The organism is Castellaniella sp., from assembly GCF_049673105.1.
Lineage (GTDB): Bacteria > Pseudomonadota > Gammaproteobacteria > Burkholderiales > Burkholderiaceae_B > Castellaniella.
The window spans coordinates 44,968-59,868 of record NZ_JBATXG010000030.1; the positions used below are offsets into that span (position 1 = coordinate 44,968).

Below are 14,901 nucleotides of genomic sequence, written 5' to 3' on the forward strand. Positions count from 1 at the left end.
TGCATCTCACTGCCATCGGCAACATCACCGTTGGCCACAATTTTACGGAAAGCCCCTTTTTTTTCAATGCAAAAGATAGCGCTACCTCATTCATTGTCGCCGACAGAGCCTCCTCCTCTCGCCAGTCAGGCCGTCGTGGTCATGGGCGTGTCCGGCAGCGGCAAATCCACCGTCGGCAGCATGTTGGCGCAACGGCAAGGCTGGGTCTTCATCGAAGGGGATGCGTTCCACAGCGAACAGAATCATGCCAAAATGCGGGCCGGCATTCCCCTGACCGACGAAGACCGCCGCTCGTGGCTGGAAGCCCTGGGCCTGGAACTGAACCGCCATGCCGCTCAAGGCGTGGTCCTGAGCTGTTCCGCCCTGAAGCGCGCCTATCGTCGGCAATTGCGCGCCCACGTTCCTGATCTGGCCTTCATCTGGCTGGATCTCGGGCGCGAGGCGGCAGCCCGACGGGTCGCTGGCCGGGGCGCCAGCCACTTCTTCCCCGCCACGCTGATCGACAGCCAGTTTGCCGCGCTGGAACCGCCCCACGACGAAACCGGCCTGCTGCATCTGGACAGCGAACATCCCCTGGACGATATCCTGCAACATGCCGCCGACTGGCTGCAAAGGAGACCCCATGCCCAACCCTGAACATAAGCCGCTGATTCGCAAGGCGGCAGAGGCCTTCATGGCCGCCACGCTGGCCCTGATGGTCATCGCCGTCTTCAGCAACGTCGTGCTGCGCTACGCCTTTGGCACCGGCCTGGTGATCTACGAAGAATTGTCCCGCCTGCTGTTCGTCTGGCTGGTCTGCATGGGTACCGTCGTCACCGCCCACGAGAACCGACACCTGAGCTTCACCCTGCTGGTGGACCGGGTTGGCCCCCGCAGCCGCGCCATCATGGGCGCGTTGGCCAGCCTGCTCAGCGCCATCGTCCTGGGCATGGTGATCAAAGGTGCCTGGGATCAGGTGATCGCCGGCCTGCACAGCCACAGCCCCGTCATCGGCTACCCCCTGTCGGTCGCTGCCGCCGCTACGCTGTTCATGGCCGCCGCGATGGAAGTCCTGATCTTCAAGCAGGCCATCCTGGACCCCCTGCGCGCTCACACCGGGAAATAATCCATGGAAACCACCCTGCTGTTCCTGGCCGTGCTGTTCGCTTCGATGGCGATCGGCATCCCCATCGCCGTCGCCCTGCTGATATCCGGCGTCGCTTTGATGTGGCAATTGGATTTTTTCAACACGCAGCTGCTGGCCCAGAATCTGCAGGCCGGCTTCGACAATTTCCCCCTGCTGGCCGTGCCCTTTTTCGTGCTGGCCGGCGAGCTGATGAACGTGGGCGGCCTGAGCCAGCGGATCATCGACATGGCCCGCGTCTTTGTCGGCCATATCCCCGGCGGACTGGGCTACGTCACGGTGTTCGCGGCTATTTTGCTGGCTTCGATGAGCGGGTCCGCCATCGCCGACACCGCGGCGCTGGCCACCATCCTGCTGCCCATGATGCGCCAACAGAACTACCCGATGGGCTACAGCACAGGCCTGCTGGCATCGGGCGGCATCATCGGCCCCATCATTCCGCCGTCGCTGCCTTTCATCATCTACGGCGTCACCACCAACACCTCGATCAGCAAACTGTTCATCAGCGGTATCGTGCCCGGCATCCTGATGGGCGGTGCCCTGCTGCTCGCCTGGCGCATGGTCGCCCGCCGCGAAAATCTGCCGGCCTCGACCCGCGCCACCGCGGCGGAACGCCGCAAGGCCGTGGCGGCCAGCGCCTGGGCCATTCTGATGCCTGTGATCATCCTGGGCGGCATCCGTTTCGGGATCTTCACGCCCACCGAAGCCGCCGTGGTCGCGGCGGTCTACGCCTTCCTGGTCTCCCGTTTCATCTACCGCACCCTGTCCTGGAAGACCACCTACGAAGTCCTGGTGACGTCCAGCATCACCACCGCCATCGTCATGTTCCTGTGCGGCGCGGCCACGGTGGCCGCCTACATGATCACCCTGGCGGATCTGCCCAATCAGCTGGCCGCGCTGTTCCAGCCCATCCTGGAACACCCTAGGCTCTTCATGGTCTGCATGGTGATCTTCCTGCTGCTGGTGGGCACGTCCATGGACCTGACGCCCATCATCCTGATCTTCGCACCGGTCTGCCTGCCCCTGGCTCTGAAGGCGCACATCGACCCGATCTATTTCGGTTTCATGTTCGTATTCACCGGCTGTCTGGGCCTGATCACGCCCCCGGTGGGCACCGTGCTGAACGTCGCCGCCGGCGTGGGCAGTGTGCGCATGGAAACCGTCATTCGGGGCATCACCCCTTTCTTGCTTGCTTACGTCCTGCTGCTAGCTCTGCTGGTGGCCTTTCCTCAAATCGTCATCGCCCCAGTCCGCTGGCTGGGTTGAAACAGACGACACCGCTTCCCCCAGCGCTTTCTTCCACCAAGGAGAATCTCCATGAAACTGAAAACCCTGCTCCTCGCCGCCACCCTGGCGGCCAGCACGCTGTCACTGGCGGCGCACGCCGACACCCGTCTGATCCGTTTCGGCTACGGCCTGAATCAGGACTCCAACCAGGGGCGGGCCGCACAGGTCTTTGCCGACGAAGTCGCCAAGCTGTCCAACGGCAAGATGAAGGTCCGCGCCATCGGCGCCGCCGCCCTGGGTTCGGACATCCAGATGCAGCAGGCCCTGATCGGCGGCGCCCAGGAAATGATGGTGGGTTCCACCGCCACGCTGGTGGGCATCACGCCTGAAATGGCCCTGTGGGACACGCCGTTCCTGTTCAATTCCGGCGAAGAAGCCGACCAGGTGCTGGACGGCAAGACCGGCCAGCAGATCATGGACAAGCTGAGCGACAAGGGCATGGTCGGCCTGGTCTATTGGGAAAACGGGTTTCGCAATCTGACCAACAGCAAAAAACCCGTCGAACGCGCTGAAGACTTCAGTGGTCTGAAGCTGCGGGTCATGCAGAACAACGTCTTTCTGGATACCTTCCAGCGCCTGGGCGCCAACGCCGTGCCGCTGCCGTTTTCGGAACTGTTCACCGCGCTGGAAACCAAGACCGTCGACGGCCAGGAAAATCCCTACAACACCATCCTGTCCAGCAAGTTCTACGAAGTCCAGAAATACCTGAGCGTCACCAACCACGTCTACAGCCCCTGGATCGTCACGGCCAGCAAGAAGTGGTGGGACAGCCTGAGCGCCGATGAGCGCACCATCCTGATGCAGGCGGCCAAGGTCAGCCGCGATTTCGAGCGCAAGGATACCCGCGCGGAAGCCGACAAGGCCCTGACGCAGCTGAAGGCGGACGGCATGCAGGTCAATGCCGTCAGCGCGGAAGAAGTCCAGCGGATGCGCAGCACGATCGCCCCGGTCAACGAGCAGATCAAGAAGGAAGTCGGCCCCGAGCTGTGGCAGGCCGTGCAGGACCAGCTGGCGGAAATCCGCAAGAGCTAACCAAGCCGTCCCGACGTTGCGGCTTGCAAGCCGCTTCGATTCACAGCCTGGCCTCCGACACGGGGCCAGGCTGTTTTATTAGCGGTACACCAGGTCGCGGAAATACAGCGACAGATCCGGCCAGTAGGTGATGGCCATCAGGCAGACCAGGATCACGCCCACGAAGGGCAGCAGGGGTCTGACCAGACGTTCGATGGGGACTTTGGCCACCGTGCAGGCGGCAAACAGATTCACGCCGAAGGGCGGCGTCACCATGCCCAGGGCCAGGTTCACCACCATGATCACGCCGAAATGCGCCGGGTCCACCCCGAACTGGATCGCCACCGGCAGCAACAGCGGGGCCAGCACCACGATGGATGCGGACGTTTCGATGAACATGCCGATGATGAACAGCGCCACGTTCACCCCCAGCAGGAAAGTGATCTCGCTGTCGAACAGATGACTGAGCCATTCGCCCAGTGCCATCGGCACCCCCGCCCGGTTCAGCAGAAAACCGAACACCCCTGCGTTGGCGATGATGAACATGATGATGGCCGTGGACACCACCGACCGATGGAAGGTCTGCCCCAGAGACGCGAACGTCAGGCGGCGGTAGATGAAGACCCCCACGAACAGGGCATAGACCACCGCCACGGCGGAGGCTTCCGTCGGCGTGAAGATGCCGCCATAAATACCGCCCAGGATGATGACCGGCATCAGCAACGCCCACCAGGCCTTTTTGAACGCCGGCCAGAGCGGCAAGCGGCCATCGCCGTCATGCTTGCCCAGGCCATTGCGCCGAGCGTATAGCCAGACGTACGCCATCAGGGCCAGCACGACCAACACCCCAGGACCGATCCCGGAGATGAAAACCTCGCCCACGGATGTATCCGTGGACACCGCGTACAGAATCATGGGAATGGACGGCGGGATGATGACCCCCAGTTCCGCCGCAGATGCTTGTAGCGACGCTGCGAAGGGCGCCGGATAACCGTGCTTGACCATGGCGGGAATCAGGATCGCGCCCACGGCGAACGTCGTCGCGACACTGGACCCGGCGACCGCCGCGAAAATCATGCAGGTCAGCACACAGCTGCACGCCAGCCCGCCCTGCACCCCGCCCACCACGCTCTTGGCGAATTCCACCATGCGTTCGGAAATGCCGCCGGCTTCCATCAGATTGCCGGCCAGGATGAAGAACGGCACGGCGACCAGCGGATATTTATCCAGCGCGGCGTACAGCTGCTGGGCGATCACCAGCCAGGTCATGTGTCCATCGAAGCCCACGCCCACCATGGTGGCCAGCCCGATGGACACCGCCACCGGCACGGTCAGGCCAAAAAACAGCAGCATGGAAACAACCATCAATTGCGACATGGTGGTTGGCTCCTAGACCGTTTCAACGTAAGGGACGCGGGAATCCTCGGCCCAATAGGCCAGGGCGCCGAACAAGGCCAGCAAGGCGCCGGTGGGAATGGACAGGTAAATCCAGGAAATCGACACCCCCAGGCTGGGCGTGGTCTGGAACCGCACCCGCCAGGTCATGTCGGCCCCGATCCAGACCAGAAAGCCCAGAAAGCCGACGACGATCAACAGTACGAGATGTTCCAGCAGCCGCGCCTTGCGCGGCGCCAGCAGATTGTGCAGCAGATCGACGCCCAGCATGGCGCCTTGGCGAAACGCCAGGGCCATGCCCAGCATGACCGCCCAGATGATCGAAGCGCGCGTCCAGGCTTCCGACCAGGCGGACGGGGATTCCAGCACGAAGCGCGCCAGGACCTGATAGAAACCCGCCCCGACGGACGACCACAACAGCCCCTGGGCCACCCAGGACACCAGCCGTGACAGTCCCCGATCGATCAGGCCCAGTACGCTCATCTTTTACTGCGTATCCCGAATGGATTCGACCAATTCCTGGCCGAACTGTTTGTAATACTGCGGATACACCGGCTGGACGGCCTTGACGAAGGCGGCATGATCCACCGTATTGATCTGCATCCCGTTGGCCTTCAGGGTTTCCAGACCGTCTTTTTCGACTTGATCGACAAACTGACGCATGGCCTGGGCGCTGGCCACGCCTGCCGCCTTGAACTTGTCCTTATCTGCATCGGACAGGCCGTTGTAGACCGAGGGCGACATCAGCACCAACGCCGGCCCGTACACGTGCGCCGTCAGGGACAGGTATTTTTGCAGCTGCCACATCTTCACCGACACGATCACCGACAGCGGATTTTCCTGACCGTCGATGGTGCCCTGTTGCAGGGCGGTGGCGACTTCCGGCCAGGCCATCGGCGTGGCCAGCACACCCAGTTCCCGGAACGCCGCGATGTGGATAGGGTTTTCGGTGGTGCGGATCTTCAGGCCTTTGATGTCGGCGGGTTCTTTGACCGCACGAACATTATTGGTCAGATGACGGAAGCCCTGCTCGCCCCAGGCCAGCGCGATCAGGCCGCGCTTGGGGAATTCAGCCAGCATGTCCTGGCCGACCTTGCCGTCCAGCACTTTGCGAGCATGAGCCAGATCACGGAACAGGAAGGGAATGTCGAACACCCCGGTCTGCGGCACGAAATTCAAGGTGGCGCCGGTAGACACGATGGCCAGGTCAATGGTGCCCAATTGCAGGCCTTCGATCACTTCCCGTTCGCCGCCCAGCTGGCTGTTGGGGAACTGCTGGACCTTGACACCTGGCATGCTGGCTTCCAGGTTCTTGGCAAACGCCGTCGCGCCCGCCCCATAGTGCGAGTTTTCCGATAGGGCATACGCCATTTTCAGGGTGGTCTGGGCCAGGACCGGCGCTGTTGCCGTCAGGCCAACGATCGCCGCAGCGGTCAGCCAACCGATCAATTTTTTTCCGTGATGCATGATGTCTCCCAATGATGTACCTTTCCGAACGACCGCCGGATTCCAGACCCATGCAGTTCTAACACGAAGCCATCCCGGCCCGCAACGCGGGTAATCATAGGGGTATCCACCAGTTTTCGGCCATGTCCGCCGCGCTTGCCCTGTCTTATGATGACTGAAGTTTTCCATAGGATGCAGGGATCATGAATCAGAAGATTGCAGTCATCCCCGGCGATGGCATCGGAATGGAAGTCATGACCGAAGGCCTGCGAGTTCTGCAGGCGGCGGCCCGGCGCTTTCAGCTCGACTTCCAATTCGACACCTTTGACTGGGGCTGCGACCACTACGAACGCACCGGTCGCATGATGCCGCCAGACTGGAAGGCCCGCATCGGGCAGCACGACGCCATTTTGTTCGGGGCGGTCGGTGCGCCGGACCGGGTGCCGGACCACATCGCCATCTGGGAATCCATCATCACCATCCGCCGCGAATTCGACCAATACGTCAATCTGCGGCCCGCCCGGCTGATGCGCGGCGTGCCCTGCCCGCTGGCCGGCAGGGCGCCCGGGGACATTGATTTTCTGGTGGTGCGCGAAAACACCGAAGGCGAATACTCCAACGCGGGCGGACGGATGTTCGCCGGCACCGACCGGGAAATCGCCATCCAGGAATCCGTGTTCAGCCGTTTCGGCACGGACCGGGTGCTGCGCTATGCCTTCGAACTGGCCGCCAGCCGACCGCGCCGCCACCTGACGGCAGCCACCAAATCCAATGGCATTTCCATCACCATGCCTTTTTGGGACGAGCGTGTCGCCGCCGTCGGCCAGGCATACCCCCAGGTCACCTGGGACAAATTCCACATCGACATTCTGTGCGCCCACCTGGTTCAACACCCGGATCGCTTCGACGTCATCGTGGCCTCGAATCTGTTCGGCGACATTCTGTCGGATCTGGGTCCCGCCTGCACCGGCACCATCGGCATTGCGCCGTCGGCCAACCTGAACCCCGACCGCATCTGGCCATCGCTCTTCGAACCCGTCCACGGATCGGCACCCGATATCGCCGGACGCGGCATCGCCAACCCCGTCGGTCAGATCTGGTCCGCCGCCCTGATGCTGGACCATCTCAGCCAGGGGCAGCCGGCCTGCGCAGATGCGGCCCAGGCCGTCATGCGGGCCATCGAGACCGTGCTGGCCGACGGTCCACGCACCCCGGACATGGGCGGCAATGCCACGACCGTCCAGGTCGGTCAGGCCATCGCCGACCATATCGACAAGGCCTGAACGCGCCGGCCTCGACACGGAACCCTGCCATGCCCGCCCATCACTTCATTGCCAACACCCCGCACCCCGCCGCCGAGGGGCACATCATTCCGGTCATCGACCCGTCCGACGGCCAGGTCTACGAACAGATCGCCCGAGGCGGCGCCGCCGATATCGACCGCGCAGTCCAGGCCGCGCAGGCCGCCATGGGCGACCATCTGGACGGCCCCTGGGCTCGCACCTGCGCCCGCGATCGCGGACGGCTGCTGGCCGACTGGGGCCGGACCGTGCTCAGCCATGCCGACGCACTGGCCGGCATCGAAGCCCGCGATACCGGCAAAACCCTGCCGACGGCGCGCAACGATGTGCTGGCCCTGGCCCGTTATTTCGAGTTCTACGCCGGCGCCTGCGACAAGCTGCATGGCGAAACCCTGCCCTACGACACGGGCTACACCGTCATGACCGTGCGCGAACCCCACGGCGTGACAGGGCACATCATCCCCTGGAACTACCCGATGCAGATCTTCGGGCGCAGCGTCGGCGCATCCCTGGCAGCGGGCAACGCCTGTGTGGTCAAACCCGCTGAAGACGCCAGCCTGTCCACCCTGTATCTGGCGGAACTGGCCGCCCGCGCCGGTTTTCCCGCCGGCGCGCTGAACGTCGTCACCGGCTACGGGCACGAGGCGGGCGCGGCGCTCTGCGAGCATCCCGGCATCCAGCACATCTCATTCACCGGCTCGACGGTCACAGGACAGCGGGTGGCCGAAGCCGCTGCCCGCCATCACTGCCCCGCCGTGCTGGAACTGGGTGGCAAGTCCCCGCAAATCGTCTTCGATGATGCGGACCTGGACGCCGCTTTGCCCGTGATTCTCAACGCCATCATCCAGAACAGCGGCCAGACCTGTTCGGCGGGCAGCCGTCTGCTGGTGCAGGAAGGCTGCTACGACACGCTGCTGGCGCGCTTGGCGGAACGCTTTCGCGCATTGACCGCAGGGCCGGCCTCGGCCAGCCCGGATCTAGGGCCGCTGATCAACCAAAAGCAGTTCGAACGTGTCCGCCAGATCCTGGCCAATGCGCAGTCCGAAGGCCTGACCGAGGCGGCCAGGGGCCGCGTCGCAGCCGGCGCCTGCGCCCAAGGCTACTACCAGGCTCCGGTCCTGTTTCGCGACGTGCCCCAGCACAGCAGCCTGATCCAGGAAGAAATTTTCGGGCCGGTGCTGGCGGCGCAATCTTTCCGCACGGAATCCGAGGCGCTGGCACTGGCCAATGACACGGCCTACGGCCTGGTGGCCGGTGTCTGGACACGCGACGGCGCCCGCCAAATGCGGCTGGCGCGGCAATTGCGCTGCGGCCAGGTCTTCATCAACAACTACGGGGCGGGCGGCGGCGTCGAACTCCCGTTCGGCGGTGTGAAATCCAGCGGCTATGGCCGGGAAAAGGGCTTCGAGGCCCTGCTGGGCTTCACCACCCTCAAGACCATCGCCATCCATCACGGCACGATCGATTGAATGCACCCACAGGAGACACCCTATGCGCCTGGACAATAAAGTTGCCATCGTCACCGGCGCCGGATCGGGCTTCGGTCGCGGCATCGCCGAAACCTTTGCCCGAGAAGGCGCCCGCATCGTGGTGGCCGACATCAACGACGCCGCCGGGCAGGATACGGTGGACCTGATTCGCGCCGCCGGGGGCCAGGCCCAGTTCGCCCATACGGACGTGTCCCGCGCCGGCAGCATGCGGGATTTGCTGGCGGCGGCGATCAGCCACTATGAGGGCGTGGACATCGTGGTCAACAATGCCGGCGCCACGCACCGCAACCGCCCCTTGCTGGAAGTCTCGGAAACCGAATTCGACCGCATCTACGCCATCAACGTCAAAAGCATCTTTCTCAGCGCCCAGACCTTCGTGCCGCACTTTCGCCAACGTGGCGGCGGTGTCTTCGTCAACATCGCATCCACTGCCGCCATCCGGCCCCGCCCCGGCCTGACCTGGTACAACGGCACCAAAGGCGCCGTCGTCACCACCAGCAAATCCATGGCCGCCGAACTGGGGCCGGATCGCATCCGGGTGAACTGCGTCAATCCGGTCGTGGGCGCCACCGGCCTGCTGACCGAATTCATGGGTGTGCCCGACACCCCCGAAGCACGCGCCAAATTCACCGCCGGCATTCCATTGGGGCGCTTTTCCACGCCGCAGGATGTAGCCAACGCCTGTCTGTACCTGGCCTCGGACGAGGCTTCGTTCATCACCGGCGCCTGCCTGGAAGTAGACGGCGGGCGCTGCGTGTAATTCCCGACCGGCATCACCCGCTGACGCGGCGGCGCTTATTCTTCGACGTACCAGGTGTCCTCGGACAGCATCACCTGCTGATGGCCGTAGCCTGCCGGCATCATGGGAAAGCAGTTCTGCAGCGGCACCACGGCCACATCCAGGAAATACGGCCCGTCATGCGCCATGCAGGCCGCCAGCGCCGCATCCAGATCGCGCGGATGATCCACCCGCGCCGCGCCCCAGCCGAATGCCCCGGCCAGGGCGACAAAATCCGGGATCGAAGCGTTGTAGCTATGGCTGTAGCGGCCCTCGTGTATCAGTTCCTGCCATTGACGCACCATGCCCATGTGGCCGTTGTTGCACAGGATCAGTTTCACCGGCGCCCGGTGCTGCATGGCGGTGGCCAGTTCCTGGATGTTCATCAGCACGGACGCATCCCCGCTGACGCACACCACCGGTTTATCCGGGTGGGCGATCTGCGCCCCGATGGCAGCCGGCAAGCCATAGCCCATGGTGCCCGCGCCACCCGAGGTCAGCCAGCGGTTGGGGCGATCCATCCGGATGTACTGCGCCGCCCACATCTGATGCTGGCCGACGTCAGTAGAGACAACCGCGTCGCGCCCCGCCAGCAGGCGGTCGATGCGCTGCATCAGGTCCTGGGGCAGGATGACATCCGCAGAGGGTTCGACCTTCAGGCAGTCGCGCGCCTGCCAGACCCCGATGCGCTGCCACCATTCGTCCAGGCGGCCGGATTCCTGCGGGTACTGACCCAGTTCTTTGTGCAGGGCGCGCAACAGGGGATAGCAGTCGCCGACCAGCGACACGTCGGCGCGCACGACCTTGTTGATCGAGGCCGGATCGATGTCCAGATGGATCTTGTCGGCATGCGGGCAGAAGTCCGACAGCCTGCCGGTGATGCGGTCGTCGAAACGCGCCCCCACGCAGATGATCAGATCGGCGTGGTGCATGGCCAGATTGGCCTGCAGCGTGCCATGCATGCCCAGCATGCCCAGGAACTGCGGATCGCCCGCAGGGTAGGCGCCCAGACCCATCAGCGTCAGGGTACAAGGGGCGCCGGTTTCCTGCACCAGAGACCGGAAGGCATGGCAGGCATCCACGCCGGAATTGATCAAACCGCCCCCGCCGTAGAACACGGGCCGGCGGGCCTTGGCGATCAGCGCGGCGGCACGCTTGATGGAAGCCTCGGCGGCAGGCGACAGGGTGTCCGTACCCATGTCGGGTTCTGCCGCCGGCGTCTCGTTGCCGGGCGGCACCAGAGCCATCTGCAAGTCCTTGGGGAAGTCCAGCAGCACCGGCCCAGGCCGGCCCGACGTCGTCAGACGCAAGGCCTTGGCCGCCAGGTCGGCAATATCTTCGACCCGGCGCACCTGCGCGTTCCATTTGGTGACGGGACGCGAAATGCCCACGGCATCGCATTCCTGAAACGCATCGGTGCCGATGGCGCTGGTGGCCACCTGACCGCTGACGCACAGCACGGGGATGGAGTCGCACAGCGCGTCCAGCAAGCCCGTGGTGGTATTGGACATGCCCGGCCCGGAGGTCACGAAGACGACGCCAGGGCGCCCGGTGGACCGGGCAAACCCTTCAGCGGCATGCATGGCCGCCTGTTCGTGGCGCACCAGGATGTGGCGGATGCGCGGTTCGGCGTACAGCGCGTCATACAACGGCAGCACCGCCCCGCCGGGATAGCCGAACACGGTGTCCACCCCCAGGGCGATCAGCGTATCCAGCAGGACTTCGGCGCCATGACGACCTGAAGCAGGGCTGGCGACAGGGGCGGTGGCGCGCACGGGCGCAGGGGCGGGGGCATTCACGGGCAGGACCTAATGGAAACTTGAAGAATGAGAGTCAGTTTATCTTGATGCGCCCCCAAGGGATATCCCAGGCTGGCAAGCGCATGATTCCGCTGTAGGATGACTGCTTCATTGCAAAATATTCTTCTATCGTCCCTGTTTTTCGTTTCCAATTGCTGTCGAGTTCATGCCAGACGATCACACCGCCGGTCCAGCCTGCCCTTCCGATGCCGCCCCCTCCGATCCCTCCACGCGGGTGCCGCTGTACTATGAAGACTGGTTGACGGTACTCAGTCTGGGCGCGCTGGCCTGCATCACCATGGCCAATGTGATCGTGCGCTACCTGACCAGCGAGTCCTTTGCCTGGACCGAAGAAATCTCCGTCTTTCTGCTGGTGATCCTGACCATGAGCGCGGGTTCGTCCGCCTTTGTGCGGCGCCTGCACATTCGCATCGAATTGCTGGCCGACGGCGGCTCGTCCGCCAGACAACGGCGCTTCACTCTGTTCACGGACAGCATCTGCCTGCTGTTTTTCGCCGGCTTGACCGTCCTGTTGGGCCGCATGGCCCTGGACGAATTCAACTGGGGCGACACCTCGCCCGCCATCGGCGTGCCGACCTGGTGGTATTCCATGTGGCTGCCCATTCTGGGGGCCGTCATCACGCTGCGACTGGCCGGCATGCTGCTCCGCGCCTGGAGGGCCGCCCGATGATCGCCGCCCTGCTGTTTGCGCTGTTCGCCGCCCTGATGGTCGTGGGGGTGCCGGTGGGCGTCGCCCTGGGGGGCGCCGGCACGCTGGCCATCGCGCTGGCCAACCCGGACACGCACTGGTTCGGCCTGATGGCCGTGTCGCAAAGCTTTTACGCGGGGCTGGCGAAATATCCGCTGCTGGCCATCCCCATGTTCGTCCTGGTGGGCTCGATCTTTGATCGTTCCGGCGTCGCCGCCCGCCTGGTGCGCCTGGCGCAGGCCATCACCGGCAACGGCCCCGGCATGCTGGCCATCGTGGCGATTTCCGTGGCCATGTTCCTGGGCGGGATCTCGGGTTCCGGCCCCGCCTGCGCCGCCGCCGTGGGCGCCATCATGATCGGCGCCATGAACCGCGCGGGCTACCCGCCCGCCTATTCCGCCAGCGTGGTGGCCGCCGGAGCCGCCACAGACATCCTGATTCCGCCGTCCATCGCGATGATCATCTATTCGGTGCTGGTACCGCAGGCCTCCGTCCCGGCGCTGTTCGCCGCCGGCATGCTGCCCGGCATCCTGGCGGGCCTGATGCTGATCATTCCCGCCGTCTGGCTGGCTCGGCGTCACAATATGGGCGCCGCATCCCGCAACGAGCCACGTCCGCCCTTCTGGCGCAGCCTGTTCGAGGCCATCCCCGGCCTGGCCGCCCCCGTCATCATCCTGGGCGGCATGCGCATGGGCTATTTCACCCCCACAGAGGCCGCCGTCGTGGCGGTGTTCTATGGACTGTTCGTCGGCATGTTCATCCACCGCACCATGCGCTGGCGCGACCTGTTCCCGATCCTGCGCGAGGCTGGCGAACTGTCTGCCGTCATCCTGATGATCGTGACGCTGGCCGGGATTTTCGCCTGGTCGCTGTCCACACTGTCGATCATCGACCCCATCACCAATGCCATCGTGCATTCGGGCCTGGGTCAGTACGGGGTGCTGATGTTCTTGATTTTGCTGCTGATCGTGGCGGGCATGTTTCTGGACGGCATTTCCATCTTTTTGATCTTCGTGCCGTTGATCCTGCCTGTCGCCGTCACCTTCCAGTGGGACCTGGTCTGGCTGGGCGTCGTGCTGACGCTGATGGTGGCCGTGGGGCAATTCACGCCGCCGGTGGCCGTCAACCTGATGGTGTCCAGCAAGATCGCCCGGATCCCCATGGAAAGCACGGTGCCGTGGGTGCTGTGGCTGGTGGGCGGCATGCTGTGCACCCTGGTGCTGGTCGTGCTCTTTCCGCAGATCGCGCTGTGGCTGCCGCATTATCTGGGGTACTGATTCTTTTTGTTCTTGCTTTCAAGAGAGGAGACTTATCATGCGCTTCAAACGATTGCTCGGCGCCACCGCCTTTGCCGTCTCGGCCTTGGTCACGGCGCTGCCCGCCCAGGCGGCTGACTACAAATCCGAATACAAGCTGTCCATCGTGGTGGGCACCAACTTCCCCTGGGGCCAGGGGGCGGTGATCTGGTCCGACCTGGTGCGCGAGCGCACCAACGGGCGCATCAACATCAAGGTCTACCCCGGCACCTCGCTGGTGCAGGGCGACCAGACACGGGAATTCACCGCCATCCGCCAGGGCGTGATCGACATGGCGATCGGGTCCACCATCAACTGGTCCCCGCAGATCAAGGAACTGAACATCTTTTCCCTGCCCTTCCTGATGCCCGACTATCCGGCCATCGACGCGCTGACGCAGGGCAAGGTCGGTACGCAATTGTTCGACATCCTGTCGAAAAAGGGCGTAGTGCCGCTGGCCTGGGGTGAAAACGGCTACCGCCAGCTGTCCAATTCGGTGCGTCCGGTCAAAACACCGGAAGACATCAAGGGCATGAAGCTGCGCGTGGTGGGCTCGCCGCTGTACATCGACACCTTCACGGCCCTGGGCGCCAACCCGACGCAAATGAGCTGGGCCGACGCTCAGCCGGCGCTGGCCAGCGGCGCGGTGGACGGCCAGGAAAACCCGCTGTCGATCTACGCAGGCGCCAAACTGTACGACGTGGGGCAGAAATACCTGAGCCTGTGGAACTATGTGGCCGATCCGCTGGTGTTCGTGGTGAATAAGGATGTCTGGGAATCCTGGACGCCGGAAGACAAAAAAATCGTGCGCGAGGCAGCCGTCGAGGCCGGTCAGCGTGAGCTCGTGATTGCGCGCAAGGGCGTGACCAACACGGACGACTCCCTGCTGAAGGAAATCGAAAGCCACGGGGTGACGGTCACGGTGCTGTCGCCGGAACAGATCGGCGTGTTCGCCAAGGCGACACAGCCGGTGTTCGACAAGTGGGCCAAGCAGATCGGCGCCGATCTGGTGAAGCAGGCGCAGGCGGATATCGCCAAGCGTTGAGGCCCGCAGTCAGGGCACGTTCGGCAGAGTACATCCTTGCCGAGCGTGCCCTGTGATCTACCCTGAGATCGGGCGACTTGTCACGCTGCAAGGGCGGGCCGGGGCATACCCCCTTCATCCGGATTACGTCGCCCGGTCCCGGCTTTGCCGGGACTGCCCTCCTTCCAGACCACCATCGGGGCGCTCGCCAAACGCGCGGGGTGATTCGTCCACTGGACGAAT

14 protein-coding genes are annotated in these 14,901 nt (G+C 64.0%); 10 read left to right on the top strand and 4 right to left on the bottom strand.

The genetic code is table 11. The features are described from left to right. Window positions 1-141: 141 nt before the first annotated feature. From WBF69_RS11460 to WBF69_RS11475, 4 genes are read left to right on the top strand one after another with little or no spacing between them, the layout of a single operon-like run. A complete protein-coding gene (locus WBF69_RS11460; protein ID WP_424264248.1) occupies window positions 142-636 on the top strand; it encodes a gluconokinase in 495 nt (164 codons plus the stop codon). Next, entirely contained in the window at window positions 623-1,105 is a 483-nt protein-coding gene (locus WBF69_RS11465; RefSeq protein ID WP_424264250.1) for a TRAP transporter small permease, read from the top strand. Before WBF69_RS11460 ends, WBF69_RS11465 begins: the two co-directional genes overlap by 14 nt. A gap of 3 nt (window positions 1,106-1,108) precedes the next feature. Next, window positions 1,109-2,389, top strand: coding sequence for a TRAP transporter large permease (locus WBF69_RS11470; RefSeq protein WP_424264252.1), 1,281 nt, complete (start codon window positions 1,109-1,111; stop codon window positions 2,387-2,389). Window positions 2,390-2,440: 51 nt separating this feature from the next. Beyond that, window positions 2,441-3,442, top strand: coding sequence for a TRAP transporter substrate-binding protein (locus WBF69_RS11475; RefSeq protein WP_424264254.1), 1,002 nt, complete (start codon window positions 2,441-2,443; stop codon window positions 3,440-3,442). A 78-nt stretch (window positions 3,443-3,520) separates the two neighbouring features. Here the strand turns inward: WBF69_RS11475 and WBF69_RS11480 are convergent, their stop codons facing one another. The 3 genes from WBF69_RS11480 to WBF69_RS11490 are packed head-to-tail and all read right to left on the bottom strand — an operon-like array spanning window position 3,521 to window position 6,283. After that, window positions 3,521-4,798, bottom strand: a complete 1,278-nt coding sequence (locus WBF69_RS11480; RefSeq protein ID WP_424264256.1) for a TRAP transporter large permease — start codon at window positions 4,796-4,798, stop codon at window positions 3,521-3,523. Window positions 4,799-4,810: 12 nt separating this feature from the next. Then, window positions 4,811-5,299, bottom strand: a complete 489-nt coding sequence (locus tag WBF69_RS11485) for a TRAP transporter small permease (protein ID WP_424264258.1) — start codon at window positions 5,297-5,299, stop codon at window positions 4,811-4,813. A gap of 3 nt (window positions 5,300-5,302) precedes the next feature. Beyond that, complete coding sequence (locus WBF69_RS11490; protein ID WP_424264260.1) at window positions 5,303-6,283, bottom strand: TRAP transporter substrate-binding protein; 981 nt, start codon at window positions 6,281-6,283, stop codon at window positions 5,303-5,305. Window positions 6,284-6,465: 182 nt separating this feature from the next. Between WBF69_RS11490 and WBF69_RS11495 the strand changes: the two genes are divergently transcribed. The 3 genes from WBF69_RS11495 to WBF69_RS11505 are packed head-to-tail and all read left to right on the top strand — an operon-like array spanning window position 6,466 to window position 9,813. Beyond that, on the top strand, window positions 6,466-7,545 hold the full coding sequence (locus WBF69_RS11495) for a tartrate dehydrogenase (protein ID WP_424264262.1): 1,080 nt from the start codon (window positions 6,466-6,468) through the stop codon (window positions 7,543-7,545). A 29-nt stretch (window positions 7,546-7,574) separates the two neighbouring features. Beyond that, window positions 7,575-9,032 (top strand): aldehyde dehydrogenase family protein, encoded by a 1,458-nt coding sequence (locus WBF69_RS11500; protein WP_424264264.1) that lies wholly within the window; start codon window positions 7,575-7,577, stop codon window positions 9,030-9,032. A 22-nt stretch (window positions 9,033-9,054) separates the two neighbouring features. Next, window positions 9,055-9,813 (top strand): SDR family oxidoreductase, encoded by a 759-nt coding sequence (locus WBF69_RS11505; protein WP_424264265.1) that lies wholly within the window; start codon window positions 9,055-9,057, stop codon window positions 9,811-9,813. A gap of 35 nt (window positions 9,814-9,848) precedes the next feature. Here WBF69_RS11505 and ilvB read toward each other — a convergent pair whose 3' ends face one another. Continuing rightward, window positions 9,849-11,606, bottom strand: a complete 1,758-nt coding sequence (ilvB, locus tag WBF69_RS11510; RefSeq protein ID WP_424264275.1) for a biosynthetic-type acetolactate synthase large subunit — start codon at window positions 11,604-11,606, stop codon at window positions 9,849-9,851. A gap of 190 nt (window positions 11,607-11,796) precedes the next feature. Between ilvB and WBF69_RS11515 the strand changes: the two genes are divergently transcribed. The 3 genes from WBF69_RS11515 to WBF69_RS11525 are packed head-to-tail and all read left to right on the top strand — an operon-like array spanning window position 11,797 to window position 14,679. Further along, window positions 11,797-12,321, top strand: a complete 525-nt coding sequence (locus tag WBF69_RS11515) for a TRAP transporter small permease (protein ID WP_424264267.1) — start codon at window positions 11,797-11,799, stop codon at window positions 12,319-12,321. Continuing rightward, window positions 12,318-13,616 carry a TRAP transporter large permease gene (locus tag WBF69_RS11520; protein WP_424264269.1) on the top strand — a complete coding sequence of 433 codons (1,299 nt, stop codon included), beginning with the start codon at window positions 12,318-12,320 and terminating at the stop codon, window positions 13,614-13,616. Before WBF69_RS11515 ends, WBF69_RS11520 begins: the two co-directional genes overlap by 4 nt. 37 nt (window positions 13,617-13,653) lie before the next feature. Continuing rightward, on the top strand, window positions 13,654-14,679 hold the full coding sequence (locus WBF69_RS11525; RefSeq protein WP_424264271.1) for a DctP family TRAP transporter solute-binding subunit: 1,026 nt from the start codon (window positions 13,654-13,656) through the stop codon (window positions 14,677-14,679). Window positions 14,680-14,901 lie beyond the last annotated feature (222 nt).

Excerpts from the sequence above, each read along its gene's own strand:
- WBF69_RS11525 (WP_424264271.1), top strand. The coding sequence starts at position 13,654 with ATGCGCTTCAAACGATTGCTCGGCGCCACCGCCTTTGCCGTCTCGGCC.
- WBF69_RS11480 (WP_424264256.1), bottom strand. The coding sequence starts at position 4,798 with ATGTCGCAATTGATGGTTGTTTCCATGCTGCTGTTTTTTGGCCTGACC.
- WBF69_RS11495 (WP_424264262.1), top strand. The coding sequence starts at position 6,466 with ATGAATCAGAAGATTGCAGTCATCCCCGGCGATGGCATCGGAATGGAA.
- WBF69_RS11505 (WP_424264265.1), top strand. The coding sequence starts at position 9,055 with ATGCGCCTGGACAATAAAGTTGCCATCGTCACCGGCGCCGGATCGGGC.
- WBF69_RS11460 (WP_424264248.1), top strand. The coding sequence starts at position 142 with ATGGGCGTGTCCGGCAGCGGCAAATCCACCGTCGGCAGCATGTTGGCG.
- WBF69_RS11485 (WP_424264258.1), bottom strand. The coding sequence starts at position 5,299 with ATGAGCGTACTGGGCCTGATCGATCGGGGACTGTCACGGCTGGTGTCC.
- WBF69_RS11465 (WP_424264250.1), top strand. The coding sequence starts at position 623 with ATGCCCAACCCTGAACATAAGCCGCTGATTCGCAAGGCGGCAGAGGCC.
- WBF69_RS11490 (WP_424264260.1), bottom strand. The coding sequence starts at position 6,283 with ATGCATCACGGAAAAAAATTGATCGGTTGGCTGACCGCTGCGGCGATC.
- WBF69_RS11500 (WP_424264264.1), top strand. The coding sequence starts at position 7,575 with ATGCCCGCCCATCACTTCATTGCCAACACCCCGCACCCCGCCGCCGAG.
- WBF69_RS11520 (WP_424264269.1), top strand. The coding sequence starts at position 12,318 with ATGATCGCCGCCCTGCTGTTTGCGCTGTTCGCCGCCCTGATGGTCGTG.
- WBF69_RS11475 (WP_424264254.1), top strand. The coding sequence starts at position 2,441 with ATGAAACTGAAAACCCTGCTCCTCGCCGCCACCCTGGCGGCCAGCACG.
- WBF69_RS11470 (WP_424264252.1), top strand. The coding sequence starts at position 1,109 with ATGGAAACCACCCTGCTGTTCCTGGCCGTGCTGTTCGCTTCGATGGCG.
- WBF69_RS11515 (WP_424264267.1), top strand. The coding sequence starts at position 11,797 with ATGCCAGACGATCACACCGCCGGTCCAGCCTGCCCTTCCGATGCCGCC.